We start from the raw sequence: 221 nt of genomic DNA, 5'->3' as shown, positions 1-221 counted from the left end.
AGGGCGAGGAGGTCGGAGCCGGCCTTCGACGCCGAGTAGGGGGAGTTCGGTGCGAGGGGCCAGGTTTCGGTCCAGGATCCCTCGTCGATGGAGCCGTAGACCTCGTCGGTGGAGACGTGGACGAAGCGGCCGGTGCGGTGGCGCAGGGCGGCGTCGAGCAGGGTCTGGGTGCCGAGGACGTTCGTGGTGACGAACGGGGCGGCGCCGGCGATGGACCGGTC

1 protein-coding gene is annotated in these 221 nt (G+C 71.5%); it reads right to left on the bottom strand.

Annotation, left to right across the window (positions count from 1 at the left end):
* On the bottom strand, positions 1-221 hold a 221-nt coding region (locus tag ACLQ28_RS34680), incomplete at both ends, for a GDP-mannose 4,6-dehydratase (RefSeq protein ID WP_425690474.1).

Origin of the sequence: Micromonospora sp. DT201, assembly GCF_049841575.1 — a bacterium.
Classification (GTDB): Bacteria; Actinomycetota; Actinomycetes; order Mycobacteriales; family Micromonosporaceae; genus Micromonospora.
This window is presented reverse-complemented; position numbering and strand designations above follow the sequence as displayed.